Here is a 1,260-nt window from a genome sequence, read left to right as displayed (position 1 = left end):
GGTCATCAGTTCCAACCTTGCAAGAGATATTTTGAAGCATAACAAGCAGGGAGCCCATTTATGTGGTTGGAAAGATGGTCAAGAAACGAAGCAGCAAAGATAAAGATCTTACAGAAACAGAACAACAGCTCCTTCACGAGATGATAGAGACCTATCAAGGCTTAAAGATGATGTCACGCATCATGAAATTGATTGCCTTCATTCTCTTTATGTTTGTAATAGATTTTTCCCGTTGCGTGGACGCCATAGAGAATAGCTTCTCACATCTTAAAAGATGGATAACAAAAAGTTAGATATCAAATCTCTCCTTTAAAAATATGATGAAACAAGAATTTACACAAACATTGTTTGCGTGGATGGGTGGTAAACACTATCTGCGTAAGAAAATTATACCGATTTTAAATAATATTGACCACGAAACCTATGTTGAACCGTTTTTAGGCTCTGGTGTTATTTTCCTAAATAAAGAACCAGCAAAATATTCCGTTATTAATGATTTGAATGGAGAGATCACGAATCTGTTTCAATGCGTTCAAAATGACTTTGATGATTTAGCCAAACGACTAGAATGGTTTGTTTGTTCAAGACAGTTGTTTTTTGAACTTGCGGCGATTGAACCAGAAAGCCTTTCCAAAGTTGAAAGAGCCGCCCGTTTTTTGTTTCTCCAACGTTGTGTGATGTATGGGAAAAAAGATTATGTCTCTTTTAGTTTTGGAAGGAAAAAGCCTATAGCATTTAATCCCGAAAAGCTGTTATCAAGGATGAGACGTGTTAGACAGAAGCTTCTTGATACAACAATCTTAAATTTGTCGTGGGAACGGGTTATCGAGCTATTTGATGCACCCGACAGTTTATTTTACCTAGACCCGCCTTATCTTGTGAAGAAGAAGTGTTATAGCTCTGGGAATTTTGTTGAAGATGATTTTGTGAGTATGGCAAAAGTTCTCAAAAGCATACAAGGCAAATTTGTCTTGAGTCTAAATGATTGTGATGCGGTTCGAGAGATCTTTAAGGATTTTGACTTTTTAGAATTAGAGACCCTTTGGACCTCTGGTTTTGCTAAAAAACCACCCCGAAAAGAACTCTTGATTCGTAATAATTGAAGAAAATCATAAAAAGATTTGTTAGAATCAGAAGAAATATTTCTTCTCTAATAGGACTTTTTATATGGTTACATCTTTTGGTAAAATTTTACGGAAACTTCGCATTGATCACTCCGAACGCCTCTTAGATATGGCTAAGAAATTAGACATATCTGTA

Annotated in this window: 2 protein-coding genes and 1 pseudogene; all 3 read left to right on the top strand. The window is 36.0% G+C overall.

From position 1 onward, the window contains the following. The first annotated feature begins 62 nt into the window (after positions 1 to 62). Positions 63 to 293: a hypothetical protein gene (locus ACFIL7_RS02380; protein ID WP_375683297.1), complete on the top strand. Its 231-nt coding sequence runs from the start codon at positions 63 to 65 to the stop codon at positions 291 to 293. Between the two features lie 24 nt (positions 294 to 317). Then, positions 318 to 1,103, top strand: a complete 786-nt coding sequence (locus tag ACFIL7_RS02375; protein WP_375683296.1) for a DNA adenine methylase — start codon at positions 318 to 320, stop codon at positions 1,101 to 1,103. 64 nt (positions 1,104 to 1,167) lie between these two features. Then, positions 1,168 to 1,260, top strand: a pseudogene (locus ACFIL7_RS02370) (XRE family transcriptional regulator); the annotation flags it as partial.

The organism is Bartonella sp. AP3QHHD (assembly GCF_042195765.1).
GTDB lineage: Bacteria > Pseudomonadota > Alphaproteobacteria > Rhizobiales > Rhizobiaceae > Bartonella.
Note: the sequence above shows the minus strand (reverse complement) of the source record. Positions and strands in the feature narration are given on the sequence as shown.

Bases quoted from the DNA above. Each gene is read 5' to 3' on its own strand.
- ACFIL7_RS02375 (WP_375683296.1), top strand. From the start codon at position 318: ATGATGAAACAAGAATTTACACAAACATTGTTTGCGTGGATGGGTGGT.